The 25,640-nt window shown below is 38.2% G+C and carries 28 protein-coding genes; 2 read left to right on the forward strand and 26 right to left on the reverse strand.

The features are described 5' to 3' along the window. The 14 genes from qoxC to AKG34_RS27035 form a co-directional block, all read right to left on the reverse strand. Positions 1-597: a cytochrome aa3 quinol oxidase subunit III gene (gene qoxC / locus AKG34_RS13805; protein ID WP_053346602.1), complete on the reverse strand. Its 597-nt coding sequence runs from the start codon at positions 595-597 to the stop codon at positions 1-3. After that, positions 588-2,543: a cytochrome aa3 quinol oxidase subunit I gene (gene qoxB / locus AKG34_RS13810; RefSeq protein WP_053346603.1), complete on the reverse strand. Its 1,956-nt coding sequence runs from the start codon at positions 2,541-2,543 to the stop codon at positions 588-590. Before qoxB ends, qoxC begins: the two co-directional genes overlap by 10 nt. 50 nt (positions 2,544-2,593) lie before the next feature. Further along, a complete protein-coding gene (gene qoxA / locus AKG34_RS13815; RefSeq protein WP_053346604.1) occupies positions 2,594-3,517 on the reverse strand; it encodes a cytochrome aa3 quinol oxidase subunit II in 924 nt (307 codons plus the stop codon). Between the two features lie 379 nt (positions 3,518-3,896). Continuing rightward, positions 3,897-4,160 (reverse strand): YokU family protein, encoded by a 264-nt coding sequence (locus tag AKG34_RS13820; RefSeq protein ID WP_152952288.1) that lies wholly within the window; start codon positions 4,158-4,160, stop codon positions 3,897-3,899. A gap of 1 nt (position 4,161) precedes the next feature. Continuing rightward, positions 4,162-5,565, reverse strand: a complete 1,404-nt coding sequence (gene kamA / locus AKG34_RS13825) for a lysine 2,3-aminomutase (RefSeq protein ID WP_053346605.1) — start codon at positions 5,563-5,565, stop codon at positions 4,162-4,164. A 120-nt stretch (positions 5,566-5,685) separates the two neighbouring features. Further along, entirely contained in the window at positions 5,686-7,068 is a 1,383-nt protein-coding gene (locus AKG34_RS13830; protein WP_053346606.1) for a sigma-54 interaction domain-containing protein, read from the reverse strand. An 84-nt stretch (positions 7,069-7,152) separates the two neighbouring features. Further along, the gene (gene ablB / locus AKG34_RS13835; RefSeq protein ID WP_053346607.1) at positions 7,153-8,001 is read right to left on the reverse strand and encodes a putative beta-lysine N-acetyltransferase; all 849 of its coding nucleotides are present in this window, start codon (positions 7,999-8,001) and stop codon (positions 7,153-7,155) included. A gap of 80 nt (positions 8,002-8,081) precedes the next feature. After that, a complete protein-coding gene (locus AKG34_RS13840; RefSeq protein WP_053346608.1) occupies positions 8,082-9,347 on the reverse strand; it encodes a peptidase in 1,266 nt (421 codons plus the stop codon). Positions 9,348-9,364: 17 nt separating this feature from the next. Next, complete coding sequence (locus AKG34_RS13845; protein ID WP_053346609.1) at positions 9,365-10,030, reverse strand: 3-oxoacid CoA-transferase subunit B; 666 nt, start codon at positions 10,028-10,030, stop codon at positions 9,365-9,367. Further along, complete coding sequence (locus tag AKG34_RS13850) at positions 9,997-10,710, reverse strand: CoA transferase subunit A (RefSeq protein WP_053346610.1); 714 nt, start codon at positions 10,708-10,710, stop codon at positions 9,997-9,999. Before AKG34_RS13850 ends, AKG34_RS13845 begins: the two co-directional genes overlap by 34 nt. A 17-nt stretch (positions 10,711-10,727) precedes the next feature. Beyond that, on the reverse strand, positions 10,728-12,080 hold the full coding sequence (locus AKG34_RS13855) for an aspartate aminotransferase family protein (RefSeq protein WP_053346611.1): 1,353 nt from the start codon (positions 12,078-12,080) through the stop codon (positions 10,728-10,730). Between the two features lie 198 nt (positions 12,081-12,278). Continuing rightward, positions 12,279-12,608, reverse strand: a complete 330-nt coding sequence (locus AKG34_RS13860) for a hypothetical protein (RefSeq protein WP_053346612.1) — start codon at positions 12,606-12,608, stop codon at positions 12,279-12,281. Positions 12,609-12,869: 261 nt separating this feature from the next. Next, on the reverse strand, positions 12,870-13,844 hold the full coding sequence (locus AKG34_RS13865; protein WP_053346613.1) for a S66 family peptidase: 975 nt from the start codon (positions 13,842-13,844) through the stop codon (positions 12,870-12,872). A 330-nt stretch (positions 13,845-14,174) separates the two neighbouring features. Further along, positions 14,175-14,312: a YjcZ family sporulation protein gene (locus AKG34_RS27035; protein WP_083450789.1), complete on the reverse strand. Its 138-nt coding sequence runs from the start codon at positions 14,310-14,312 to the stop codon at positions 14,175-14,177. Between the two features lie 315 nt (positions 14,313-14,627). Between AKG34_RS27035 and AKG34_RS13870 the strand changes: the two genes are divergently transcribed. Continuing rightward, the gene (locus AKG34_RS13870; RefSeq protein WP_053346614.1) at positions 14,628-15,731 is read left to right on the forward strand and encodes an SGNH/GDSL hydrolase family protein; all 1,104 of its coding nucleotides are present in this window, start codon (positions 14,628-14,630) and stop codon (positions 15,729-15,731) included. A gap of 42 nt (positions 15,732-15,773) precedes the next feature. Here AKG34_RS13870 and msrB read toward each other — a convergent pair whose 3' ends face one another. Both msrB and msrA read right to left on the reverse strand, forming a co-directional pair. Next, positions 15,774-16,202 carry a peptide-methionine (R)-S-oxide reductase MsrB gene (gene msrB, locus AKG34_RS13875; protein ID WP_053346615.1) on the reverse strand — a complete coding sequence of 143 codons (429 nt, stop codon included), beginning with the start codon at positions 16,200-16,202 and terminating at the stop codon, positions 15,774-15,776. Then, the gene (gene msrA / locus AKG34_RS13880; protein ID WP_407946287.1) at positions 16,192-16,683 is read right to left on the reverse strand and encodes a peptide-methionine (S)-S-oxide reductase MsrA; all 492 of its coding nucleotides are present in this window, start codon (positions 16,681-16,683) and stop codon (positions 16,192-16,194) included. Before msrA ends, msrB begins: the two co-directional genes overlap by 11 nt. A 242-nt stretch (positions 16,684-16,925) precedes the next feature. On the opposite strand from msrA, the gene AKG34_RS13885 reads away from it, so the two are divergent. Beyond that, complete coding sequence (locus AKG34_RS13885; protein ID WP_053346617.1) at positions 16,926-17,669, forward strand: DUF4397 domain-containing protein; 744 nt, start codon at positions 16,926-16,928, stop codon at positions 17,667-17,669. Between the two features lie 61 nt (positions 17,670-17,730). Here the strand turns inward: AKG34_RS13885 and AKG34_RS13890 are convergent, their stop codons facing one another. The 10 genes from AKG34_RS13890 to AKG34_RS13935 all read right to left on the reverse strand — a co-directional run bounded on the left by AKG34_RS13890 (position 17,731) and on the right by AKG34_RS13935 (position 25,592). Further along, on the reverse strand, positions 17,731-18,315 hold the full coding sequence (locus AKG34_RS13890) for a YpmS family protein (protein WP_053346618.1): 585 nt from the start codon (positions 18,313-18,315) through the stop codon (positions 17,731-17,733). Then, positions 18,312-19,154, reverse strand: a complete 843-nt coding sequence (locus AKG34_RS13895) for an SGNH/GDSL hydrolase family protein (RefSeq protein ID WP_053346619.1) — start codon at positions 19,152-19,154, stop codon at positions 18,312-18,314. The genes AKG34_RS13890 and AKG34_RS13895 overlap by 4 nt, the downstream gene beginning before the upstream one ends. 298 nt (positions 19,155-19,452) lie before the next feature. Continuing rightward, positions 19,453-20,043, reverse strand: coding sequence for an SCO family protein (locus AKG34_RS13900; RefSeq protein ID WP_053346620.1), 591 nt, complete (start codon positions 20,041-20,043; stop codon positions 19,453-19,455). Between the two features lie 165 nt (positions 20,044-20,208). Further along, positions 20,209-21,051, reverse strand: a complete 843-nt coding sequence (locus AKG34_RS13905) for a DegV family protein (RefSeq protein ID WP_053346621.1) — start codon at positions 21,049-21,051, stop codon at positions 20,209-20,211. A 224-nt stretch (positions 21,052-21,275) separates the two neighbouring features. Continuing rightward, on the reverse strand, positions 21,276-21,593 hold the full coding sequence (locus tag AKG34_RS13910; RefSeq protein ID WP_321175405.1) for a DUF2535 family protein: 318 nt from the start codon (positions 21,591-21,593) through the stop codon (positions 21,276-21,278). An 82-nt stretch (positions 21,594-21,675) separates the two neighbouring features. Continuing rightward, a complete protein-coding gene (gene tatC, locus AKG34_RS13915; protein WP_053346623.1) occupies positions 21,676-22,428 on the reverse strand; it encodes a twin-arginine translocase subunit TatC in 753 nt (250 codons plus the stop codon). A gap of 85 nt (positions 22,429-22,513) precedes the next feature. Continuing rightward, positions 22,514-22,705, reverse strand: a complete 192-nt coding sequence (locus AKG34_RS13920) for a twin-arginine translocase TatA/TatE family subunit (RefSeq protein WP_053346624.1) — start codon at positions 22,703-22,705, stop codon at positions 22,514-22,516. 193 nt (positions 22,706-22,898) lie between these two features. Beyond that, the gene (gene ilvA / locus AKG34_RS13925) at positions 22,899-24,167 is read right to left on the reverse strand and encodes a threonine ammonia-lyase IlvA (protein ID WP_053346625.1); all 1,269 of its coding nucleotides are present in this window, start codon (positions 24,165-24,167) and stop codon (positions 22,899-22,901) included. Between the two features lie 148 nt (positions 24,168-24,315). Further along, positions 24,316-24,801 (reverse strand): dihydrofolate reductase, encoded by a 486-nt coding sequence (locus tag AKG34_RS13930; RefSeq protein ID WP_053346626.1) that lies wholly within the window; start codon positions 24,799-24,801, stop codon positions 24,316-24,318. Then, positions 24,798-25,592, reverse strand: a complete 795-nt coding sequence (locus AKG34_RS13935) for a thymidylate synthase (protein WP_053346627.1) — start codon at positions 25,590-25,592, stop codon at positions 24,798-24,800. The genes AKG34_RS13930 and AKG34_RS13935 overlap by 4 nt, the downstream gene beginning before the upstream one ends. Positions 25,593-25,640 lie beyond the last annotated feature (48 nt).

The following is a 25,640-nucleotide window of genomic DNA, read 5'->3' on the forward strand; positions in this document are numbered from 1 at the left end:
TTATGTCATTCCTTTCATGTAGATAAAGGTGAAGATGAAGATCCAAACGATATCTAAGAAATGCCAGTAAAGAGAGAAAATGAAGGATTTATTGGCTGTTTCAGGTGTCAACCCGCGTTTTTTCACTTGAAGGATAATAAAGAACCCCCAGAAAAGTCCTAATGTAACATGTGCTCCATGTGTCCCTAATGTTGTAAAGAGCATCGAAGTAAATGCACTAGTTTGCAGTGTAGCTCCTTCGTGATAATAGGTAATGAACTCAGTAATTTCAAATCCTAAGAATCCTAATCCAAGAAGGAGAGTGATTACGAAGAATGTCAACATGGCTTTCTTGTTGCCAAGTCGCATGGCATGAATTCCAAGCCCGATGACAAAACTGCTTGTTAAGAGCAAGAATGTTTCAGCAAGTACTGGAGTGATTTCAAAAATTTCTGCTCCAGTAGGACCGTTACCCGTACGATCAACTAATGTAAAATATGATGCAAAGAGTGTTGCAAAAAGCATAATTTCGGCACCAAGAAAAATCCAGAAGCCTAAAATATTTAGACGATTTTGTTCCGTACTATATTCAAGAGGTTGCGAGTGATCTATTTCCATTTATTAACACCCCCAAATTTTGCTTCTGTCTCTTTAATTTCTTCTACAGAAATGTAATGCCCATGATCTATTTCGAATGAACGATGAGCCATGCAAACAAAGATACCGATTAACCCAATAATCGCAAGAAACCATATGCTGAATACTAACGCAAATCCAAAGACAAAGAAGATACAGGACATGATAAACGGTACGCCGCTGTTATTGGGCATATGAATTTTTTCATAGTCACCCTTGAATAATTCATGACCTTTATATTTAGCATCCCAAAACGTTTCCCTTGAGTTCACTTGTGGAATAATAGCAAAGTTATATTCTGGTACTGGATTATGAGTAGCCCATTCAAGGGAACGTGCATCCCACGGATCATCACTAACATCTCTTGGAGCATGGCGAATGCTATAGTAAATCGTATATACGATTAATACAAAGCTGATTGCCATTAGAGTCGCCCCGATAAACGAAATCATATTCAATGGTCCAAATCCAGTCGATTCAGAGTATGTGTATATACGACGTGCTTGACCATCTAAACCAGTGATATACATAGGGAAGAATGCTAAGCAAAAACCAATGGTTAGAAACCAGAACGCCCATTTCCCAATCCTTTCATTCAACATGAAACCAAACATTTTCGGCCAGTAGTAAGTTCCGGCACCAAGCACAGCAAATACTACACCCGGAATGATGACATTGTGGAAGTGAGCTACTAAAAACATTGTATTATGGTATTGATAATCCGCCGCTGACATCGCAAGCATAACCCCGGTAACTCCACCGATTGTGAAAAGAGGTATGAAACCTATTGAATAAAGCATAGGTACGGTAAATCTGATTCTACCTTTCCACATCGTGAACAACCAGTTAAAGATCTTGATTCCAGTCGGAATAGCAATTACCATCGTTGTAATCGAGAAAATACTATTAACATATGCTGCTTGCCCCATTGTAAAGAAATGGTGCGTCCAAACGAAGAATGAATATATAGAGATAAATACCATTGAAGCAACCATTGATCGATAGCCATATAGGTTACGTCGTGAAAAGGTTGGGATAATCTCACTAAAAAGACCAAATGCAGGCAAGATTAAGATATATACTTCAGGATGTCCCCAAACCCAGAACAGGTTAGCCCAAAGCATATCCATACCGCCCTCAGTCATTGTGAAAAACTTGGTTGCGAATAGTCGATCCATTGTTCCCATGATCAGCGCCACTGTTAATACAGGGAATGCGAAAATGATAATAATGCTTGTGACTAAAGCAGACCATGTAAACATTGGCATTTTCATTAATGTCATACCGGGTGCTCTCATTTTAAGAATAGTCGTCAAAAAGTTAATCCCCGTCATTAATGTACCTATTCCGGCTATCTGAATACCAATCATATAATAATTCGTTCCAACATGCGGGCTAAATTCATTACCTGCAAGCGGGAAATAAGATGTCCACCCTGCATCAGGCGAACCACCAATTACAAAAGAGATGTTGAATAGCATCGCACCCATAAAAAATAACCAGAAACTTATGGCATTTAGACGTGGAAACGCTACATCTCGTGCTCCAATTTGTAATGGCACTACGAAATTCATTAAGGCCATAATGTACGGCATCGCCATAAAGAGAATCATCACAACCCCGTGTGTTGAAAAAATTTCATTATAGTGCTGTGAATCTAATAATTTGTTATCCGGTACGGCAAGTTGCGCACGCATCATCACAGCATCTACCCCACCACGAAATAGCATCAACAAAGCAGATATTAGATACATAATACCTATTCTTTTATGATCGACTGTTGTTAGCCAGCCACTCCATAAAAAAAACCATTTTTTAAAGTGGGTTAAACCAACAATGATCAAGAGAACAGTAACACCAATGGCCACCATTGATGAGTAAATGACGGGACTAGGATTAGGTATAAGAAATCTAGAGAAAAAACCCATACTTTTGTGTTTCCTTTCTGAAAATATTTTTCTTGAGATAGACTAAGAAATTATTCATGATTGTGTGCTGATTTCTCTTGATCATGCTCCATATGTTCACCTTTTGAATTCGCGTTAGAGTCACTTGAGCCATGATGATGTCCAGCATTTTCACCTTCTGGAGCTGATGAGAAGTCTAAATGAGTTCCAGTAAACGTTAACTGTCCCTCATGACCCGGCTTTAATAATTCCTTGAATCTTACTTCAGTAATAGGTTTCGCAGTTTCTTTAACTTCCTTTACCCATTCATCAAACTTATCTTGAGACATCGCTTCGACGTGGAACGTATTTTCAGCGAATCCTTTCCCACTAAAGTTTGCATTTCGTCCCATCATTTCCCCTGATTCGTCCGCCGCTAAGTGTAATGTGGTCACCATGTTAGACATGGCATATTTTTGACCGCCAAGTTGTGGAATCCAGAAACTCGTGATAGGCCCGAATGAATAAAGTTTAAATTCAAGTGGTCGATTTGTTGGAATATACAAGTAGTTTACTGTCTCGATATCGTTTTCTGGATAACTAAAATGCCACTTCCAGTCAGATGACGAAGCGTAAATAATTAATGGATCTTGACCTTTGTACCCTTCCGGAGTGGCTTCCACTTTATTGTTGGAAATTACAGAAACAACGGAGAAGAAAATGACGATTAAAATTGGCACCCCAACAATAATCGTTTCAACAACATGATTCCCTTCAATGTAGGGTGGTTCATATTCTTTAGGTAGTTTAGAGTCACGGTATTTCGTTAACACAAAGACTAAAATAGCACAAACAACAATAACAATAACCGCCATGATCGCAATTGATAGCCAAATCACATTGGCTTGCGTTTGGGCTTGAGGTCCTTTAGGATCTAAGACCGCTAATGATTCACAGCCAGAAAGCACATTGACTATGGTAGAGAGAATGGCTAATAGAACCCATTTTGTTTTCATATATGTATCCTTTCTTTTAAGATTTCATTTCTAAGTTATCCCAAAAAATGTTTATTAAGAGTGGTAATTTCTCACAATCGCATTTATAGGAGGGATGAATATGAATGAATTCATTTGGGGAATGTTCAGAGAAACAGGTAATCTAAATACCTATTTGCTATGAAAAGGAATTTGAATATGTGAGGAGATACTGCATGGATTTTTTTATTCCTAGTGGTCAAAGTAAGGGTAGTGAAGATGAAAATTTAAAATGATGCCGCTACTAATGCCTTCACCGTTCGAGATGTGCACCCTATAGACCACACCGCCGGGCGCACAGAAAAACCTCACCAATAAAAGTAGATGAGGCAACTTCTAATCATTTTGTTATTTCCCAAAATCAAAGTAATTTCAATAATCTCTTCATCTTCAATAACTCATCATACTTGGTCTGTTTTGCAAGCTGTTTCGAATCAATTAAAAATAGCTGATCTTCAATTCCTTTTACTATTTCATCACTCTGAAAAAGAGCTTTACAATTCTCACAATGGGAAGAAGGAGTTTCAGTAATTTCAACGGCTCGCGTTCCATCTGGTAATTCCCAATAGACCGTACCCGTTACCGATGTAAGTTTTCCTATCTCACACCATGGACAAGTTTCCATGCTATTCCTCCCCCTTTGGAGTGCTCTTTTTTTGCTGTGCCTGGAATTTCTTTTCTTTTAACTGATCTCGCTTTTCACGTTGATTTTTTAATGAAGCATGCTCTGGGTTGGTAACGTAATTTTCACGGCGATTCATTCGTTTCAGCCCTTCAGGTACTAAATTAAATTGCTGGTCATTCATCAAACCAGCTATTCCTATATCTGACCGTTTTTCTTCCATATCAGGATATATCCCTTTGAAATAATCATCTGCAAGTCCTGGTGTGTAATGCTCAGGTTCGGGATATGTGGTAATTACTCCTTCAAAATTACGAAGCACTGTTTTTGTCGGTGATTGTGAAAGGATATAGTTCGGTTGTAATGTAATTTTCCCTCCACCCCCTGGTGCATCTACAACGAAAGTCGGGACAGCATACCCAGACGTATGACCGCGTAAGCCTTCAATAATTTCAATCCCCTTAGATATCGGGGCTCGGAAATGACCGATTCCTTCGGATAGGTCGCACTGATAAATGTAGTAAGGACGGACACGAATCTTAACGAGGTCATGCATCAGCTTTTTCATGATCGCCACACTATCATTTATACCGGCTAGAATAACAGCCTGGTTGCCTACCGGTACACCTGCATCTGCTAGCATCTCACACGCTTTCTTTGATTCTTCGGTAATTTCTATAGATGTATTGAAGTGCGTATTTAACCAAATTGGATGATACTTTTTTAATATTGCACACAAATTTTCTGTGATTCGTTGAGGGAATACAACTGGAGCTCTCGTACCTATCCTGATTATTTCAACGTGGGGGATTTCCCTTAAGTTTTTTAAAATATATTCCAGGATGGTGTCATTAATCAATAATCCGTCACCGCCGGAGATAAGAACATCTCGGACTGCTGGTGTATCACGAATATAGCCGATTGCAGCGTCTAATTGTTTTTTTGGTACTCCCATACCTATTTGTCCTGAAAAGCGTCTTCTTGTACAATAGCGGCAGTACATGGAGCACTGATTCGTGACCAAAAAAAGGACGCGATCAGGATATCTGTGAGTCAATCCCGGTACTGGTGAATCTTCATCTTCATGAAGCGGGTCCTCCATGTCATATTTGGTTTTATGCATTTCTTCTGAGATTGGGACAGATTGCATTCTGATTGGACACCTTGGGTCATCCTTATTCATCAACGAAGCATAATAGGGGGTAATATTTAATGGGATGGTTTTCGTAGAGATCCTGACACCTTCCTCTTCATCAGGAGTCAAGTCTATAACTTTTTTCAAATCCTCCACAGTTCGGATAGTATTCGTAAGCTGCCACAGCCAGTTGTTCCATTGTTCATCGGTTACATCTTTCCATAGCTCTATATCTTTCCAATTACGCTCGGGCTTATATAAGTCAAATAACATGGTAATACCTCCTGAGTCTTGATAGTAGTATTTAATGCAAGATGGATGCCAAAATTAACCAAAAACTACATATACCCATAAAAAAATCCGGATTACATGGTCCATCCGAATTTTAAACATTCAAGTATGTTTTTTCATTTTATATTGCAGGGTTTGCCGTGGAATCTTCAATAGTTTCGAGGCCTGAAAGACATTGCCTCCTGTTTGAAGAAGAGCCTCGGTGATCAACTTCGTCTCCATTTCCATCATTGCCTGACGCAGTGGAAGTATTTTTTCTTTTGAAGTGGGACGTTTTTTTAAAAACTGCGGCAAATCTTCAAGTGTTAATATATCTTTTTCTGTATGATTCATCATGAATTCTATCGTATGCTTAAGCTCTCTAACATTCCCTGGCCAATGATAATTCTGTAAGAAAACCTTTGTATTCTCATCAATTCCCTCTATGGAAAGTCCTAATTTCTTGTTATAGAATAAAATAAAATGATTAGTAAGGAGTAATATATCTTCAGGGCGCTCTCTCAACGGAGGCAGCTCATAGCTTAATACATGTAATCGGTAAAATAAATCTGCTCGTAACTTGTTTTCCGTAACGGCTTTTTTCGGATCTATATTCATCGCTGCCATAATTCTTACATCCACCTGGACATTCTTTGCGGCACCTATCCTCCTAATAAACCCGTCTTCAAGCACCCGCAGCAACTTTGCCTGCAGGTCAATCGGCATCGATTGTAATTCATCCAAAAACAAGGTGCCACCATTGGCCAATTCAAATAAACCCTGGCGATCCACTGCACCTGTATAACTGCCTTTAGCGGTACCGAATAATAGAGATTCTAATAAATTTTCTGGTAAAGCCGCACAATTTTGTGCGATGAACGGTTCTTTTCGGCGGTTAGAATCCTTATGGATACTTTGAACAAAAAGTTCTTTTCCTACACCGCTTTCTCCATAAACTAATACAGAGGAAGAGGAACGGGCAGCCTTTTTCCCTAGTGAAATTATGTTTCTGAATTCAGTATCACTGGTTAAAATATCGTTAAACGTATATAAATCACCATTCACTTCCGCTTTTTTTTCAGGACCTTTCATTGTCTTGAGCGAGCTTTCCAGGTCAGCTAACCGTTCAGATAACTGCTTCAAACTCGAATAATCCTTCGCTATTTCTATGGCACCAACTATAAACCCATCTACATAAATGGGGAGCGTTGTATTTAACGTTTCAATGATCCTACCATGTGCATTTACATACGATTGACTGTAATTATAAATGGGCTTTTCAGACTTAATAACTCTCAGTAATGTAGAAGATTTGTGATTTAACGAAGGGAAGGCTTCAAGTAATGGTTTCCCGAGTACTTCCCCTACTTTCATTCCATCATGATTGGCTGCCACTCCATTATAAAAGATGGTTTGTCCCTTTGGATCAATCACATGAATACCCTCATCAATGGTTTCCAGTATCGCTTCTAATACTTCACTTGTATTAAAAAATTCACTAGGCAAGGTCCACCTCCTCTAATACATCCTTACTTAATATATATGAGGAAATGCCAAAAACTTGTCATAAACCTGCCTAAAAATGAGCATTCATGTATAATTTTTCACCCACAGATTCATGTCCTCAAGTTTATCGAAGATGTAACAGTTATTGGCTAATCGCCCGCGGTATGAGTAATTATGTTGGTGCAGGGCCGCATTCATACCGAATGACAGTGATCGGGCAATGGAATAGATACAATAAATTTCATTTGAGACAAGGTGGTCTTCAAGTTTAGCAATCAAATGCTTCATTAAGCCGTACTGCCGGTGTTCGGGCAGTGTCGCACAATCAGTGATTTCAGCGTTATGGTAGAAGGAATCGATTTCTGCTGAGGCAGCACTAACGATTTTATCATCATGGGCGTAAATATAAAAAACTGTTCCGCTTTTCATGCACTTTTTCACATATTCCGGATCATTCATCGGAGTGGGGTATATTTCAAACACCTTGCCATACAATTGTGCCAGCTGAATAGCATCGGATTCATCTGCTTTACGACATTGGTAGGCTGCAGGCGGAGCATCTAAAGCGGCTTTTAACGGGAGAGTCTGTACACCGGCAAGGATTTGATCCTCCTTTTCCCAGTTTTCACTGTTTCTACGTTCATTCTTGTTATATTTAACAAGGAAGAAGCAATCGCTTCCTAAAAAGTACTTATCTATACTTCCTTCATATAAAAAGCCTTGAACTAGTAATTCTTGAACGTTCTCCTTTCGTGTCTTAAAAATGATTTTCTCTGCTGATATGTTCTCAGCCACCTTCAAAGATTCTTCTACGCAATCTTGAAAGTGACCGAGATAATCGTCCACCCGGACCCGCTTATTAAACCGGTCGATTGTAATATGTAATGTGCAACGCGGTTTTTGAATTCTTTTTTCAATAATTCCTGTCTCCATCTAACTTGCTCCTTTCCTATCAATCTAATTATTGTAACAAAAGGCCTGACCCTATGAGAATCAGACCCGAGAGAAACTTATTATTGCTCTTCCACTCCACACCATTCGATTATAGTTAAAGCGATGATTTTTGCAACGTCCATCATTTTATCCACTTCTATATATTCATTAGAATCATGAGCCAACTTCGTTTCCCCCGGTCCGAAGACAACTACAGGAGTCGATCCCACTGATGAAAGATACCCTCCATCCGTCGCCCAGGGGGAGGCTTCAACAAGCGGCTGTTCACCCATCACTTTTTCATAGTATGCACCTAGTGTTTTCATCAATGGATGCTCAAGTTCGAGACTGCCAGGCAACCATCTAGCCCCAAACCATTCTAATTCAATGGGCTTCTCTTTGAACCATGCATCAGTCTCGTTTAAAGCCTCAATACACTGCATCAGCGAGCGTTGTGCCGCTTCCATTGTTTCCGTGGGGGCAATCCCAAACCGGCCTTCTAGTACGGCTGTATCCGGCACAGAAGAAGGCCAATTCCCACTTTGAATACTCCCAATATTAATCGGAATTGGAATTTTTACATTTTTATAGAGAGAATGACGAAGTGACTCGTTTCGTTCTTGTTCAAGCTTCTTAATTTCTAGCATTATACTAATTGCTTTATCTATTGCACTTACCCCTTCATATCTTGTACCTCCATGTGCCGACTTACCTTTGACTATAAGCCGAAACCACATCGATCCTTGTTGAAGTGGAAATAGTTTCATATTAGTTGGCTCAGGAATGATTGCCCCATCAGCCCGGTATCCTCGCAAGACTGCCGCAAGTGTACCTGCACCTCCGCTTTCTTCTTCAATCACACTTTGGAAAATAACATCCCCTTTCAATTGTATACCAGATTCAATAATTGCCTCGAGTGCTAATAATAAAGAAACATTGCCACCTTTCATATCGGTCGTTCCACGCCCAAACACTTTTCCGTCTTTTGCCATGCCGCTATATGGGTCATCGTGCCATGCAGCATGATCTCCCTCAGGAACCACATCAATATGACCATTTAAAATGAGAGATTTGCCGTTGCCGATTCCTCTTTTAATCGCAACAAGGTTGGGGTTTCCTTTAAAATCTTTACGATCACAATAAAAATGGGGATGATTTCTTAATTTTTCATCCCCAATCTCCCATAAATCTATTTCGAGACCAAGCTGTCTGCACTTTTCAACTACAATAGCTTGCGCACTCCCCTCTTGGCCTCGCTTGCTCGGTTCCTGTACCAGTTTTTGTAACAGCCTAATTCCATTCGTTCGATTTTCATTCAACCAAGTGCTGATTTTCGCTTCATACATATCACTGTTCTCCTCTCTCATTCTTTTAAAATATGGATATTTTTAGAGACTGTAAACGAGGCTTCGGTTTGATTCCTGATTTCCTCGATACTAGAATTTTCAAATAAATCAGTTAATAAGAGACCTTCGGGTTTCACAGAAAATACGCCAAGTTCCGTGATAATCATATGTACGCATTCTTTAGCCGTTAATGGTAACGTACATTCTTTTACTAATTTAGACATGCCTATTTTATCAGTATGCTCCATTAATACGATGACCTTTTTGGCCTTTGCCGCAAGTTCCATCGCCCCACCCATCCCTGGTACTCTCTTTCCTGGCACATTCCAATTAGCCAAGTCGCCTAATTCGCTTACTTGTAGTGCTCCAAGAATCGTGATATCCACCCTGCCCCGGCGAATCATTCCAAATGCCATCGTACTGTCGCAGTATGATGCTCCTTCTCTAATGGTAATGGGAAGACCTCCAGCATTACAGAGATGCGGATCTTCCTTCCCCTTTTTTGGGGAACTCCCGATTCCAACAAGCCCATTTTCAGCATGAAACATAACTCGATGATCATTCAAAAGATGATTCGGCACAAGGGATGGTATGCCAATTCCCAAATTGACCAGCATGCCATTGCTTATTTCTGCTGCGGCTCGTTTCGCTAATCGATTTCTGACTTTGGTTCCCAAACCCATTTCCAATCGACTCCTTTTGATGGAATGATATAATCCACAAATGCACCCGGTACAATAATGTCTTCCGGATTCAAAGCGCCAAGTGGGACGATTTGCATTGCTTCGACTATGGTGATTTGTCCGGCAGTCGCTACGAGCGGATTCGTATTCCGAGCACTTTTATCAAATATTAGATTTCCATAAGGATCTGCCTTTTCTGCATAAACAATTGCGATATCTGCAGTCAACGCAGGTTCAACTAGATAATTTTTCTCACCCAGCCTTATGGTTTGTTTTCCTTCACGGACTATATCGGCGTCCAGGCCAATATCGGTCAATATCCCACCAAGACCCATCCCACCTGCCCGGATACGTTCGACAAGCGTCCCTTGCGGTGAGAACTCTACTTCCAGCTCTCCATTGTTCATAAATTGGCCCGCATTTGGGTTAGAACCAATATGAGAAACGATGATTTTTTTCGCACGCCGCTGTGTGACCAGTTTCCCTACCCCTATATCTGGAAAACCAGTATCATTTCCGATTAAGGTTAAATTTTTAATACCTGACTCCAAAATTAAATTGATCAATCCCGGCGGGGTACCGATGCCACCGAACCCTCCGAAAAGAATAGACTGATTATCTTTAAAGAGATGTAGAACATCCTCAAAACGGCAAATTTTCTGGAATGAATTTTCTAACATACTAACTCACTTCCTTGTTAGGATGACAGATGACCCGGTAGGATCTGCTCATTAAATTGTCGAAGTGTTATATCGAGCCTCATTAACAATTCTGCACACTCGTCCTCCGAAATCGTTAAAGGAGGAGATATGATAATTGCAGCCCCGGTTACACCATCTAGACCCGCTGCTGCAGGGTACAATAGGATTCCATTTTTCATTCCCAATTTAATGATTTCATTAGTCACGTCGACACCCTTTGGAAGCGGAGACTTTGTCGATTTATCCTGGACAAATTCCATACCAATCAATAAACCCCTTCCACGGATGTCTCCGATAAAGGAATACTTCTCTCCTAACTTCTTCAGTCCTCTAATTAAGTTTTTCCCTCTGTCGGCTGATTTTTCAACGAGATTGTTTTTTTCTACATATTCTAACACCGCTAACGATACCGCACATGATAATGGATTGGCGCTAAGTGTATGCCCTCCGATAATCGACTGAGAGCCACTTATAATTGGCTCCATCACTTTTCTCGTCATTACAGCGGCAGCTATAGGAGTATACCCCCCACTCATTCCCTTTCCGAATGTTACGATATCAGGTTCTACATCCCAATATTCGGAAGCAAGCATCTTACCGGTCCGACCGAATCCAGTCATAACTTCATCGGCAATGAATAAAATGTCATGTTCTTCACAAATTTTCTTGAGTTTTTGAAAATAACCATCCGGTGGAACAATAGCTCCCCCGGCTGCGCCAATGACAGGCTCAGCAATAAAAGCGGCAATATTATCACCACCAATGCGTCTAATTGTTGCTTCCAATTCCTTAGCACAGGCCATTCCGCACGTATGGGGATCAAGTTGAAGTGGGCAGCGGTAGCAATATGAAGGAGAAACGGAAGGATATGATTCAAGCATAGCAGTAAACCTTTCACGGCGAATCGGATGGCCCGACATCGAAAGAGCCCCCATCGTGATGCCGTGGTAGCTCATCCATCTGGATATAATTTTATGTTTCTTAGGTTTCCCTTTTTCCTGCCAATGCTGAATGGCAATTTTCAAGGCAGTTTCGGTCGCTTCGGATCCGCTATTTACAAAAAAGCTATAATTCAGTTCCCCTTTTGTTAGTTCAGCAATTTTTTTAGCGAGTTTCTCCGCTGGTTCACTCGTAAACTGTGAACGATACACAAATGAAACCTGATTAGCCTGTTTTTTCATCGCATCAATAATTTCCTGAACACCATGACCGATGTTAGCAGTAACAGCACCGGATGAAGCATCCAGGTAGTTCTTTCCTTCTTTATCGTATAAAAATACTCCCTCACCATGACTAATAGTCGGGTAGGCTCCTCCTAGGACCGGCTTGATCAATGAAGACTGCTCCATATGCCCACACTCTCCTTCTCTGGAAACAAACTAGCATTATAGTAAAGTGTATGTCCTGATTCAGGGAATCTTGCTAAGGAAATTGACCTAAGCTTGTAAACATCAAAAATTTCTTTTAGATTTTTGGGATGGGTCATTATAAGGAGTGACTTAAAAGGGTACAAAAAAAAGTGTATCCACAAGAGATACACTTTTTTCTTACAATGCGCTATTTAGCTTTTCTTGACGAATTGACTCTAAAAAATTTTCATCCTTTAAAACAGCCAGCACATTTTTATAAAAAGCAGTTTTATCAATAACTGAGGTATGTACATATTCATACTCTTTTAAAGATGGATGACGTAAAACTTGTTTCATGCATGAATGACAAACTTTTTTAGTACCTAACTTATAGTAGTTCAAGTTACTTGCATCCCCATTTGAAGTGTCTTCGTTACAAACGAAACAAGTATGGCTTACACGGCCTTTTTTATTATATTCGGCCAAAGCCCCTTCTAAACGAATGGATGCGGGAATTGTTAATAACACATAATCACCTTTTCTATTTTAAATCTCTTAGTATTATATCAGAAAAACATAGAATTTGAACAATTAGCCTCATATTCCCTAATAATGCTTGTAAAATAATAAAATATTCAGCGCTGACAAGAGGTATTACTCCTAAAATCAACCAGAAAACATAGCTTCAGGCAAGTAGAAATAAATTCATATTATAGGGAATTACCAGACCAAACCCAAAATAACTTAAAACACCGTCCACTTTTGAACGGCGTCTTATCTATAGTTTTTTTATGAAAGGACATTAACAGTTACTTTTCCGTTTTTCACATTCATCACTGCTTTTGCACCTACCGGGACCGTTACAAATGGATGAACATGTCCAAAGTTAGCATTCGCGATGACAGGTATACCATTTATTTCTTTCTTTGTTGCAATAATTTCCTGCAAAGCATAATCAGTCATCCCGGATTCCTTTTGGAAACGGCCTATGACAATTCCTTTTATTCCGCTTGCATCTGGCAATTGAAGCAATGACTGTAAATCTCGGTCAAAACTGAATGGATGGCTTTCTTCATCATCTTCTATAAACAGGATACTATCCTTTAAAGAAGGCATATACTCTGTACCCTGTAAAAGATTGATTGTACAAAGGTTGCCTCCAATGATTGTCCCTGTCGCTTCCCCTTCCTGAATGACCATATATCCTGAATTTGTATGGAAAGTGCGATCATCCTGTTCTAAATGCCATGAATCATCACTCCACGTTTCACTTGGTTCAAGATAAAAGTCTTCAACTTGGAGAACTGCTTTTTTAAAGTATTCCATTGTATATTCCAGCCCAGCCTTCATGCCGAACGTCGAGAAATGAGGACCAGGGTATGTAGTTAAGCCTGTTTTTTTATAAATTGCCAATAAGATAGCCGTTACATCACTATATCCCATCAACACTTTTGGATTTTCTTTAATCAAATCGTAGTCAATATATCGTAGTAATTGGTTGGCATTATATCCGCCAATAGCCGTAAAGATTCCCTTTACATTTGGGTCCCGAAACGCATCATGTAAATCCTCAATTCGATCTTCAATTGAATTCGAGAAAAAGTCGTCATGGACCAAAGCCGTATTACCATATGTCACTTTAAATCCAAGCTCCATTAATCTTTCTTCTGCCAGCCTGCGTTGTTCCCCTTTGACAATCGCCAGACTTCTCGAAGGTGCAATAACCCGGATTTCATCGCCAGCTTTTAAACGAGAAGGTTTCATATCTTTTTTCCCCCTAAAATAATTACATCTTTCGTTATTTTAGCAGATATGCTGAATAAAGAAAAACCAGGACACTTAAGAACGTGCATTCGTATGATTTCATAGTTTATTCCATAAAAAAAAATAACTAGGATTCCTGGTTATTTTCTTTCACCAGCTAAAAACCGGTTCTTCGATATTTTTCAGTTGGTTTTTTTCGATAATTTCACGGGCAATCCAGCCCCCCAGACACTTGTCTGAGAAAGTAAGGAATTAAATAGGATTTATTCCTTTAAATTAATAACATAAAGAAAAGACCAGCATTTACTGGTCTTTTAGTTTTTTCTTTTGTTAGCAACAGAATGAGGCACCGATGATAATCAACAGAATAAACAATACTACGATTAATGCGAAACCTGAACCAAAACCGCAACCACCGCAGCCACCACCATAACCATATCCTCCGCCATATCCACCATATCCGTACATTAAGTTTCACTCCTTCTTGATTTCTGTTTTCTCTTTACACCTTACCATATGTCATTAAGCCCGCCTTGGTCTGTGCATTAGCCTATTTTTCTAGATTTAAGAAAAAACTTTCCAATTATTGCTTTCATCTTTATTATTCATATTTAGGTGAACAGCCAAGGGCAACCGCAAAAAATGTCAAAAAATCGCCTAGTACTTATTGTGTAAGTTTCGAATTGGGATATAATAAGGAAAAAACCATTCTTAGCCTCTTTAAGTCTTTAAGCTATCTCTTTCCTATTTAGATAAATAAAATGTTTATTCGGGGGAACTACATTGAAAAAGAACGCAAAATCCTTCATCCCTTTCGCTGCAATTGCCACGATTCTTCTAATCAGCTATATCCTTCAAAAGGTTCCTAAAACCTATGGATCAGATGATTCATTAAATGTTTATCAAAAATTCCAAGCCGGCCAGCCGATTCAATACCTAGTTGTTGGTGACAGTATTGGAAGAGGCTCTGGAGCCGAAAATCCTAATTTAACATGGTTCAAACAGCTAGAAAACAAGATGAATGACGTCAATGATATTCCTTTTCATGGGGATTATGTGGTCCAAAGCGGCTCTACTGCTTTTGAAGGCCTTTTTAAGCTCTCCCAAAGAAAGAAACATGATCATAAAGATTTAATTTTCATCGTATTCGGCGAGAATGACCGCAAATATATGAAGGTAGACGATTTCATTATGACGTATGAGGCGTTAATCAGGAAGGTGAAGCGTCTCCATCCTAATGCGGAATTGTTCACAATAACGGAAAGCAGCTTGAAATATGAGGAATTTGCATCAGCTATCGAACTATTATCTAAACATTATAGGGCTACTAATGTAGATATGCGGCCAATTTTTCAGACTTCAGGCTATACTGAAAAACAGCTGACTAAAGACTTAATACATCCAAATGGACTAGGCTATCAATTTTATGCTAATGCAATTTATGAACAATTTCTTGATAATACAAAACAGGAGAAGCCAATAGCAAGCCTTTCCTCCAAGCTTCACGCCGGTTCTGAATTAGATTTATCAGAAGTTGACAACTATGAAAAGATGATTGGTTTTCGTCCAAGAGGAGACTACTTTACAAGTAATGAAAAAGGGAGCCTGATTGAATACAATTTCAAAGGGAGTATTCTTGGTGTGAAACTACTTAGAAGCCCCGATGGCGGGGAAGTGGCTGTATTTATCGATGGAAATGAAATCACGTCTTTAAATACCTGGTGGCCCTTTGCCCGAGAAAGATATTTGTTTATCACCAATGGACTTTCTCCCGGTTCACACACGGTCCGTTTTGAAGTAACAGGAAGAACAATGGCAAGCGATCTTACCACATTACCATATGTCCGTATATCATCGATCATCACTGATGATATACACCATTACTAGAGCAGATAAAAAACCCCTATCATCCAGTGATAGGGGTTTCTGTTAATCAAACAGCTTCTTGTATTCCCCGTATCCTTCTTTTTCAAGATTTTGGACCGGAATGAACTTTAACGAGGCAGAATTGATGCAATAACGTAACCCAGATGGTCCGGGTCCATCATTGAAAACATGACCAAGATGAGAATCGGCTGTTTTTGAGCGCACTTCAATCCTTCTCATACCGTAGCTAGTATCTAGATTTTCTACCACTTCTTCTTCCACTAGCGGTTTTGTGAAGCTTGGCCATCCACAGCCAGAATCAAACTTTTCCTTTGAAGTAAAAAGTGGGTTGCCAGAAACGACGTCCACATATAGTCCTGCTTCCTTCAAGTTCCAATATTCATTATGAAAAGCTGGTTCTGTCCCATTATTTTGAGTAACATCATATTGAATTGGTGAAAGTTTCTGCTTTAATTCTTCTTTACTGTTCATCTTTTTCCCCCCAATGATGTTGTAAAAATGATTTACGTCCTGACCCAATCGAATACCTTTCGTAATGCTCAGGTTGCTTTTTATAATAATGCTGGTGATACGTCTCAGCCTGATAAAACGTTTGGGCAGGAATAATCGGAGTAACAATTGCTTTGGAAAATTTGCCGCTCTCCTGCAGTTTTACTTTAGAAGCTTCAGCAATTTTACGTTGATTTTCGTCATGATAAAAAATCGCCGTTTGATAGGAACTGCCACGGTCATAAAATTGTCCTCCTGGATCAGTTGGGTCAATTTGCTGCCAAAACAATTCGATTAATTTTTCATAAGGATATACACTCGGATCAAAAGTAATCTGAACAGCCTCATAATGTCCCGTGGTTTCTGAACAAACCTCTTTGTAAGTAGGATTTTCCTTTGTACCCCCTGTATAGCCTGAGATAACGGATTCGATACCAGGCTGCTCATCGAATGGCTTTACCATACACCAGAAACAGCCGCCTGCGAATGTTGCTTTCTCTAATTGCTTAGTCAAATGAAATATCCTCCTTTTATGCAAACGTTCCATTGAATGCATTTTAACGCTTTTATTTTGCCCTGTAAAATATTTTGCCGTTCAAAATTATTAATATATGCTGTCTCACCACTTCAAGTTAGGTTTGACACATGCCCAAGCATACTTCCATATGATGGGTTCATAATGAATAAAATGAGAGGTGAAGGAATTTGAGCGATAAACAATCATTTTTACAAAAAGCCGTAGCTTATGATTTACTATCCTCTTACTATAAATACAGCAATCCACATCTGCATGATTATTATTATCATAAGCACTTAAAAAGTCTCGAGAAAGCAACACAACCCATGAGATATGAACAAAGAAATGCAGTAGCACCCTCATATGTAAGAATTTTACACGCTGCCCCAAAGGCTTCAGCTATCGATGTATATGTAAATGAAATGCGCATTCTCAAGAACTTTGTATATAAAGGTAACAGTGGTTATTTATCATTACCCCCTGGAATGTATCAAATTGATATATACCCTACTGGGCAAACCACTTCAACCATATTGAGCCGGAAGGTCGCGCTCGAAAGTGGAAAATCATTTACAGTCGCTGCAACTGGGGCAAATGACTCGTTGAAAATGTTAACTTTAGAAGATAATCCATATGTTCCTCAAAATGAAGCCAAGGTACGATTTATCCATCTATCATATGATACACCTTCAGTCGATATTGCCGTAAAAGATGGAGATGTCGTGTTTGCAAACCTTCCGTTTCGTAAAGTAAGCGAATATTTAAATCTATACCCTATGAAAGTTGATTTTGAAGTGAGAACCGCTGGTACAAAAGATGTTGCACTTTCATTACCTAACACAGATTTTCAAGCAGATACCTCATCAACTATTTATATAATCGGATTGAATCAAGATCAACCTGCATTAGAAACACTTACATTAACTCCATAAACATAAATGGGTAAAAAACCAGGATACCTTGATCCTGGTTTTTTACCCATTTATTCTTTATTCACTGCAGCGAAGACGGGATGGTCAATAAAAATGAAATATCATCATTTTTCAAATCAAATTCTTTTGCCTTTACCCTAATATCGCTTTTAAGTTCCATATCCTGCAGTGATACATAAATACTTTCGTCGTTAGGGCGAATACTGACCCACTCCGGCATATTATACCGATCGTTTATTAAACTCATGACATATGAAACCGGAAGATTCATCTGTCCAACAGCAACAGATTTTTGCTTTAAGATCAAATCACCATTCTTTTGAGCAATTGGTTCAAACGTTAATTTCATTTCAACTTCACGATTAAAAAATGGCATTGTTCCATACAGCTCGACTTCATCCGTTAAAAAAACTTCATAATGAATAGATCCTGTCAATCCTTCTTTATCAAGATACTGGTTGATTAATCGAGTCAGGTCTTCCCGATTCGTATGAATCTGAAATTGTATATCCTCTTCGTAACTTACTTTTGGTATCAGCTCTTTATCTTTAGCCGGAAGATTAACTAAAATCAGGACGAACAGGATGACCAGGATGTTTAGGGCTAATAAAGAAATAAACAAAGCCTTCCATTTGACTTTTGTCATTCTTGGTCATCATCTCCTTTGGCACTAGCTTCTAACGTGTCCTTTCCAATAGTGGTAATTTCCATGTTATTATAGATTCTTGTTGCAATTAGCTCATACCCGCGATCATTCGGATGAAAATAATCCTCAGCATACAGCAAGTCTTCTTCAGAGTTTTTAAAAATATCATCTATCTCGATAAAATAAGCTGAATCATATTCCTTGATAATCTCTTTCCCGCTTTCATTCCAATCATTCATGATCATATCAAGTTCATAAAAATCGGCAAACCATTTTGAAAATGGATTATATACACCCACAAGGTAAATCTGGGCGTGATCATTTTCAGAGCGCACCTTATCAAGTATCTGTCTTAATCTTTTTTCATATCCTATTTTTGCTGAATCAAACTGATTCAGTTCCAAGTTGGAAAAATTCTGTTTAAATACCTTCATGATATCATTTCCACCGATTGTGACAACTATGGAGTCGGCTTGTTCAATGTCTTCTTGAATTTCTGCCTTATCCAATCTTTTTAAAAGTTGATCGGTCCGATTTCCCCGAATGCCATGATTAATCATCTCTACAGAAATAATGGATGGTTCTTTTTCCAGCTTATTTTGTAAATAAGGCAGATAGCCGCCATTATCTTTGCTATCCCCGACACCTTGGGTCAAGGAATCACCGATGGAAACAATTTGAACAGGATCCGGAAAAAAGCTGGCTGGAATGGTTTCCTTTTCACTCAGTTCAATGACGCTCTTTTGCTGAACTGATGACTGATTTGAAACAGTTTCACTTTGACTGCAACCTGAAATCCAAACTAGGCATATGAAAAGACAGGTGATTTTGTACCACATGATCCTCACCTTCCTACCCATATATTATATCATGTAGAAAACGAAAGATTGCAAACAATATACCCTCTTTCTATCCTACTCCTTGCTAAAGCAATAGTTACTATATACTATGAAAAAAAGCAGGGATTAAAAGCTAGTCCTATAAATTTTAGCATGTACTTAGCATGTAAAATCATTCTTCACTTCTGCTGTTTCGTTCATAAACGATTTACAACTATTTGACTATAGGATAATGGACTTTTCCCTTTAATTTTATTTTAAAACTATAAAAACAGAAAGAACAGGTAATTTAACCTGTTCAATAATTCTGTAAAATTTTAATATGCTTGATGATTTCATCAAATGGAATATCCTGCAAACCTGTGTATTCTTGAATAATCTTCCCATCCTGATCCACTAGAAAAAAGCTAGTCCCGTGGATAACCTGGTCCTCTTTTTCAGGCTTCTTAACAAGTGTTTTAAAGTTGTCTAATGCAAATTGCTCGATCTCTTCTTGACCATAACCAGTTAGGAAGTGCCAATTAGTATAGTCCACATTAAATTGGTCACCAAACTTTTTTAATACATCGGGTTTGTCAATCTCTGGATCCACTGAAAAGGAAACAAACTCTACATCTGAGATGCCTTCGTCCTTCAACATTTTTTGAAGTTTAGACATATTTGAAGTCATTGGCAGACATACATCCTCACAACTTGTAAAGATAAAGTCCGTGACCCAAACCTTTCCTTTAAGGTCACTTTTTGAAAAGGGTTCCCCTTCCTGATCTATGTAACTGAAATTTTCAAGGTCCCAGTTTTTCGCATCAGGTACTCCGCTTGAACCGCATGCTGTTAACAGCAATAATACCGTTGTGCCTATAGCTGCCTTAAGCAAATGCAGCATTCTCATCCCTACCCCGTCCTTTATGTATAAAATATTCTGTTACTTCATTTATTCTACCAGACCAAGTGGTGTGAGAAAAGTAACTCTTTCTACAAACTAAAGACAATTTATTGAACAATGAAATAGCTCAAATCATACACATAACTTCGGTAACTGCTTTTCTATTAGAAATCAGTCCCAATAATACATAATAGCCATGGCGCCTTCACCTGTATGGGTACTGACTACAGCAGTAGTTGCCTCTATCTTTATATCGTGAAAACCTGATAATTCTGATATGGATTTGCGAACTTTATCCGCAATTTCAAAACCGTTTGCATGAACAAACCCAATGCTTTTAATTGTTTTTCCGTGTGTATCTTCCTTGAATTTCTTGACAATATATTTCACAACCTGTGACTGGCTTCTAGCCTTGGACACAGGATTCAGTACACCATCGTCAAGAAGAGCAATCGGCTTGATGTGCAATAGGGAACCGATAAACGCAGAAACTTTACCAATTCTTCCACCCTTCACAAGGTTATCAAGAGTTTCAATAACAATGATTAAACTTGACTGCTTTTTAATGTTTTCTAGGCGTTCAATTATCTCTTCAGAAGATTTACCTTCTTTCGCCATTTTTGCTGCCTCAATAACCTGAAATGACATGGCCTTTGAAATGAATTTAGAGTCTAAAACGGTAACTTTTGAATCAGACATACTAGCCGCGCTCTCCGCTGAGCGGACTGTGCCACTCATACCACCAGTCATATGAATAGAAATTATCTCACTACCGTCTTTCCCAAGTTCATCATATACCTCCACAAAGGTTCCTACTGCTGGTTGAGAGCTTTTTGGAAGTTCTTTAGACAGATTCATTCTTATCAAGAATTCTTCCTGTTCTATTTCAACCTTATCCAAAAAAGTCTCTCCATCAATATAGATTGATAGAGGAACCATTGTTATATCATAATATTCTAGTTCTTCTGGTGTCATATCTACTGTTGAGTCTGTTACTATCTTTACTTTATTCATCATTACACATCCCTAAATTAACATATCTATTGTATTATACCTACTCAAAGAACGCATTCAAACTAAACTATTCATTTTCTATGTTAAAGAATACATTTAATTCTAAATGATTACACAAAAAAAAGACTATCCCATAACCAACTAACCACACGCCGCTTATTCGATATTACATGGAATTAGAGGCATCTCTTTTATAGGAGAAGTTAGCTATGGAACAGTCCACATTACGCATTATTAAGTAAATTCTCATAAAAAATCTTGTGATAAACAGGCCGTTTAAGTACTGATGCTAAATAATGCTTAAATGAGTAATTTTCTTTATGATCTTTATTATCAAAAACTCGTTTTACAAACACTTCCAAACGCACGGTCAACATAAAAAAATTCGGATCACTAGGCAATAAAACAGGAATTTCTGAAATTGTGACCTTATGTCCAAAACAATCTTTGAATTCCAAGCATTTGAACATCAAATTATCAATCCTCATTTTTAACCGATTGCTTATATTATACACAATAAACCCAAAAGTATAAATATTCATATGTATAAAAACTGACAAGCCCCAGCATTTTTTAAATTACAAAATGACCCACAAGGGCATAATGCCTTCATGGGTCATTTTTTTATAAATCTTCCTCGTTATTAAAGGTTTCTTCAAGTAAACTTTCTCGCTTCACCTTACGTTTATACACTATTTTAGATAGTGAAATACTGATTTCATATAATAACAATAGAGGAACCATAACCAAAAAGTCTGACATAAAATCAGGTGGCGTAATACAAACCGCTATAACCACAAGTACAAAATAAGCATACTTCCTTAATTTTTGAAGCACGTATGGGTTAATTACACCAATTGAGGTCAAAAACATGGTAACTACAGGGAGCTCAAATAAAACAGCAAAAGGAAGCGTCATATTCAAGACGAATGAAAAATACTTATCCGCTGTAAAATTGGTTATGAACATATCATCGCCCAATTCAATCAAAAATTGAAGAACGGTTGGGAAGATGACAAAATAACCAAAAGCAAGTCCTCCGATAAAAAGTATGAAGAGAGCAGGTATATATGCAAGCGTGGCTCTTACTTCATTTGGCATCAAAGCCGGTTTAACAAATAACCAGATTTGCAGAGCAATTATCGGAATCGTTGCGGCAATGGCTACAACTCCTGAAAGCATAAAGTAAATCCAGATAATATCACTCGGTCCTAATACCATTAAGTCGAAATCAAGATCCTTCACAAACCAATTATAGATATCTTTAACATAAATAAAACTAACGATAAAAAAGATGAAAAAAGCAACAGCCGTAATGATAAGCCGTTTTCTCAATTCATCGAGATGATCGATGATATTTAATTCTTTATCTTCCAAAGTTGATCACGCCTTCATCTGAAAATCCGTATCTTTGTTTCAGCATAAAGGCGCAAGACGGTACCATCTTACGCCCAGCATTTAATTATTCATGATTTTTTTGTTGTGTTTTCTTTTCTTCTTCATAATCACCTTTTGTTAATTCACTCGTAGATTTTTTAAATTCACGCAGTGTTTGTCCAAAAGCACGACCTATCTCGGGAAGTTTCTTCGGACCGAAAATAATTAATGCTAATATTAAGATGAGAATTAGACCAGGTACTCCAATGTTCGACATTGATACATCCCCTTTGGTGTTGTAATTCGACCTATTCTGATTATAATACCATTTCCAACCAATTGAAAGTATACTGGCATTTCTTCATAAAATGGTAACAATTATCGACAGATTATTTATAACAAATGTGCAGGTAGAATAAAATGTAAAAACATATTTATTATTCTATCCTAATTTACCATTTTGTCTATAATTAAATTAATAAGTGAAATAAATTACTGTCTTTATTGACTTCAACAAAGGAGAATCCTTTTTTATTCATTCTTTGAATCAGTCCATTATAATCATTTTTGTCTTTTAACTCCACACCAACAAGGGCCGGCCCGCTTTCTTTATTGTTTTTCTTCGTATATTCAAAACGGCTAATATCATCATTCGGTCCTAACACCTCATCAAGGAATTCCCTTAGCGCTCCCGCCCGTTGTGGGAAATTTACGATAAAGTAATAAAGCAGACCTTCAAATAATAAAGACTTTTCCTTAATTTCCTGCATACGGCCAATATCGTTGTTACCCCCACTGACAAGACAAACAATTGTTTTTCCTTTGATTTGTTCTTTATATAAATCCAGTGCAGCTACTGATAACGCCCCAGCTGGTTCAGCCACAATCGCATGCTGATTATATAAATCCAGTATTGTGGTACAGATTTTCCCTTCAGGAACGACAACGATATCTTCCAAGTTTTCCTTGCAAATCTGATATGTCATCTCTCCTACATACTTAACAGCCGCACCATCAACAAAGGTATCTATGTTTTCAAGTTCAGTCGCTTTTCCTTCTTTGAACGAATATTCCATTGAAGCAGCACCAAGTGGCTCTACTCCAATACATTTCGTTTTCGGCGAGACCGATTTGAAATAACTTGAAACACCGGCCATTAGTCCCCCACCACCGATTGCTGCGAATACATAGTCAATTTCATCTTCACAATCATTTAGGATTTCAACAGCTGTTGTACCTTGCCCGGCGATTACCTTTTCATCATTGAAAGGATGGATAAAGGAACGGTCTTCTTTTTCACAACATTCCATCGCCATGGCAAATGCATCATCAAATGTATCACCAATTAAGACTATTTCAACATTTTCCCTGCCAAATAACTGAACTTGATCGACTTTTTGCCTTGGTGTTGTAGCAGGCATGTAAATTTTCCCATGAATTCCTAATTGACTACAGGAAAAGGCCACTCCTTGTGCATGATTTCCTGCACTGGCGCATACGACTCCGTTCTTCGTCTCTTCCTGGGTCAAGCTTTTCATTTTATAGTAAGCTCCTCTTAATTTAAAGGAACGTACATGTTGAAGGTCCTCTCGTTTTAAATAAACATTACATTCATATTTTTCAGAGAGCCTCTGATTTTTTTGTAAAGGAGTATGTAAAACAATCTCTTTCAGTTCTCTATAGGCAATTAGAATATCTTCCAATTGAATCCCCCTATTCATAGATACAGTCTGGTTCATAACAATCCCTCATTTCCTTCCTAATCAATTCAATTATTATAGCACTTTACTGTTATTAATGTAATTGATTTTTCTAAAAATTCTATCTTTTGTTTGTTTTAAACCAAAAAATCCGATTATGGCTAATGTTCCATAATCGGATTTCACTCTATTTTTTTTGTAGGATAATAAATTCATGCGGATAGAGATTTTTTTCATCCATGATACCCGGGATAGATGAGATCTTTTCCCATTCTTCATCATTAATTTCTGGAAAATAAGTGTCACCTTCAAAGTTCTCATGAATTTCCGTAATATATAAGCGGTCTGTAAAAGGAAGAATTTCTTTGAAGATTTCTGCTCCACCAATCACGAAGACTTCCTTGTCACTTTTATCCGCAAACGTCTTAATTTCTGAAATATCATGTAATACGGCGCAACCTTCTGCAGTAAAATCAAGATTTCGTGTAACGATGACATTTTCCCTACCAGGCAGTACCCTCCCGATTGATGCAAATGTTTTACGACCCATCACGATTGGATGACCCATCGTCACTTTTTTAAAATACTGGAGATCTGCTGGTAAATGCCACGGTAGTTGATTGTTTTTCCCTATCACTCGATTTTGATCCATAGCTACTATCAACGAAATCATATGCTAACCTCACCTTTTATATGGGGATGGGCTTCGTAGTTTTCCAGAACAAAGTCCTCGAAATTAAAATCAAAGATATTTTTCACTTCCGGATTTATTTTCATGATTGGCAGTGGTTTGGGATCTCGTGTCAACTGCAGTTCCACTTGGTCAAGGTGATTCGAATAAATATGAACGTCCCCAAATGTATGTACAAATTCACCAACTTCTAAATCACATACTTGGGCAATCATCATCGTTAATAGCGCATATGAAGCTATATTAAACGGAACACCTAGGAATACATCGGCAGAACGCTGATAAAGCTGGCACGAAAGCTTGCCATCAGCCACATAGAATTGAAAGAAAGCATGGCAAGGCGGCAATGCCATTTCGTCCAGTTCTCCCACATTCCAAGCACTAACTATCAATCTTCTTGAATTTGGATTGGTTTTAATTTGTTCAATCACTTCACTGATTTGGTCGATTTGTCTTCCATCCGCTGCTCCCCAAGAACGCCATTGATGACCATAAATCGGGCCTAATTCTCCCTTTTCATCAGCCCATTCATTCCAAATGCGCACGCTATTTTCCTGAAGGTAGCCGACATTTGTATCACCCTTTAAAAACCATAATAATTCATGAATAATCGCTTTTAAACTAACTTTTTTCGTTGTAAGAACAGGGAACCCATCCTTTAAATTGAATCTCATTTGATATCCAAAGGTACTTATCGTTCCTGTTCCCGTACGATCACCTTTTTGAGTTCCATTTTCAAGTACATGCTTACATAAATCTAAATATTGCTTCATGGTAAACCACCTTTTCTACATTCATCCTTCTTATTTTAACGTATTTCA

The organism is Peribacillus butanolivorans (genome assembly GCF_001273755.1).
GTDB classification, from domain to species: Bacteria; Bacillota; Bacilli; order Bacillales; family DSM-1321; genus Peribacillus; species Peribacillus butanolivorans.

Bases quoted from the DNA above. Each gene is read 5' to 3' on its own strand.
- qoxC (WP_053346602.1), bottom strand. From the start codon at position 597: ATGGAAATAGATCACTCGCAACCTCTTGAATATAGTACGGAACAAAAT.
- qoxB (WP_053346603.1), bottom strand. From the start codon at position 2,543: ATGGGTTTTTTCTCTAGATTTCTTATACCTAATCCTAGTCCCGTCATT.
- qoxA (WP_053346604.1), bottom strand. From the start codon at position 3,517: ATGAAAACAAAATGGGTTCTATTAGCCATTCTCTCTACCATAGTCAAT.
- AKG34_RS13820 (WP_152952288.1), bottom strand. From the start codon at position 4,160: ATGGAAACTTGTCCATGGTGTGAGATAGGAAAACTTACATCGGTAACG.
- kamA (WP_053346605.1), bottom strand. From the start codon at position 5,565: ATGTTATTTGACTTATATAAGCCCGAGCGTAATTGGAAAGATATAGAG.
- ablB (WP_053346607.1), bottom strand. From the start codon at position 8,001: ATGGAGACAGGAATTATTGAAAAAAGAATTCAAAAACCGCGTTGCACA.
- AKG34_RS13840 (WP_053346608.1), bottom strand. From the start codon at position 9,347: ATGTATGAAGCGAAAATCAGCACTTGGTTGAATGAAAATCGAACGAAT.
- AKG34_RS13845 (WP_053346609.1), bottom strand. From the start codon at position 10,030: ATGGGTTTGGGAACCAAAGTCAGAAATCGATTAGCGAAACGAGCCGCA.
- AKG34_RS13850 (WP_053346610.1), bottom strand. From the start codon at position 10,710: ATGTTAGAAAATTCATTCCAGAAAATTTGCCGTTTTGAGGATGTTCTA.
- AKG34_RS13855 (WP_053346611.1), bottom strand. From the start codon at position 12,080: ATGGAGCAGTCTTCATTGATCAAGCCGGTCCTAGGAGGAGCCTACCCG.
- AKG34_RS13865 (WP_053346613.1), bottom strand. From the start codon at position 13,844: ATGAAACCTTCTCGTTTAAAAGCTGGCGATGAAATCCGGGTTATTGCA.
- AKG34_RS27035 (WP_083450789.1), bottom strand. From the start codon at position 14,312: ATGTACGGATATGGTGGATATGGCGGAGGATATGGTTATGGTGGTGGC.
- msrB (WP_053346615.1), bottom strand. From the start codon at position 16,202: ATGAACAGTAAAGAAGAATTAAAGCAGAAACTTTCACCAATTCAATAT.
- msrA (WP_407946287.1), bottom strand. From the start codon at position 16,683: ATGGTAAAGCCATTCGATGAGCAGCCTGGTATCGAATCCGTTATCTCA.
- AKG34_RS13890 (WP_053346618.1), bottom strand. From the start codon at position 18,315: ATGACAAAAGTCAAATGGAAGGCTTTGTTTATTTCTTTATTAGCCCTA.
- AKG34_RS13895 (WP_053346619.1), bottom strand. From the start codon at position 19,154: ATGTGGTACAAAATCACCTGTCTTTTCATATGCCTAGTTTGGATTTCA.
- AKG34_RS13900 (WP_053346620.1), bottom strand. From the start codon at position 20,043: ATGAGAATGCTGCATTTGCTTAAGGCAGCTATAGGCACAACGGTATTA.
- AKG34_RS13905 (WP_053346621.1), bottom strand. From the start codon at position 21,051: ATGAATAAAGTAAAGATAGTAACAGACTCAACAGTAGATATGACACCA.
- AKG34_RS13910 (WP_321175405.1), bottom strand. From the start codon at position 21,593: ATGAATATTTATACTTTTGGGTTTATTGTGTATAATATAAGCAATCGG.
- AKG34_RS13920 (WP_053346624.1), bottom strand. From the start codon at position 22,705: ATGTCGAACATTGGAGTACCTGGTCTAATTCTCATCTTAATATTAGCA.
- ilvA (WP_053346625.1), bottom strand. From the start codon at position 24,167: ATGAACCAGACTGTATCTATGAATAGGGGGATTCAATTGGAAGATATT.
- AKG34_RS13930 (WP_053346626.1), bottom strand. From the start codon at position 24,801: ATGATTTCGTTGATAGTAGCTATGGATCAAAATCGAGTGATAGGGAAA.
- AKG34_RS13935 (WP_053346627.1), bottom strand. From the start codon at position 25,592: ATGAAGCAATATTTAGATTTATGTAAGCATGTACTTGAAAATGGAACT.